We start from the raw sequence: 591 nt of genomic DNA on the forward strand, positions 1-591 counted from the left end.
TTATCGAAAGTCAAGCCAGTTTCAGAGTGACCCCTTGCACAGTTAGTTTTATTATTCTGTATGTACCGCATTTTCAAGTAAAAGGGGAAGAATGAGCACATTTGAAAAGCACGCTGTAGTTACCGGAGCTTCCACTGGGATCGGCGAAGCTACGGTGGTAGAACTACGTAAACGCGGTTGGAAAGTTACTGCTGTAGCACGCCGGGCCGATCGTCTTGCAAAACTGGCTGAGAAGACGGGCTGTGAATGGCAAGCACTGGACTTAACAGACGAAACTGCGGTGAACGAGTTCGCAAAAACGCTTGGCGCTACTCCGGTAACTGCTATCGTCAATAATGCTGGTGGCGCGTTGGGAGTAGATACAGTAGCGAGTGCCATTAACGACAAGTGGTTAGAAATGTATAACCGCAACGTAATGACTGCGCTTAATATGACTAAGGCTTTTCTACCTCAACTTGAGGAAACTAAAGGTTCGGTTGTTTTTCTGACGTCTACGGCAGCACATGATACTTATCCTGGCGGTGCGGGATACGTCGCAGCAAAACACGCTGAACGTATCATCGCTAATACCTTGCGACTTGAGCTTGCGGG

At 48.1% G+C, this 591-nt stretch carries 1 protein-coding gene; it reads left to right on the forward strand.

Annotated elements, in window-relative coordinates:
• Window positions 1-91: 91 nt before the first annotated feature.
• Window positions 92-591, forward strand: a 500-nt coding sequence (locus tag HMPREF0044_RS07630) for an SDR family oxidoreductase (protein WP_006547560.1), incomplete at its 3' end; no start/stop codon positions are given.

It is taken from the genome of Gleimia coleocanis DSM 15436 (assembly GCF_000159015.1).
Lineage (GTDB): Bacteria > Actinomycetota > Actinomycetes > Actinomycetales > Actinomycetaceae > Gleimia > Gleimia coleocanis.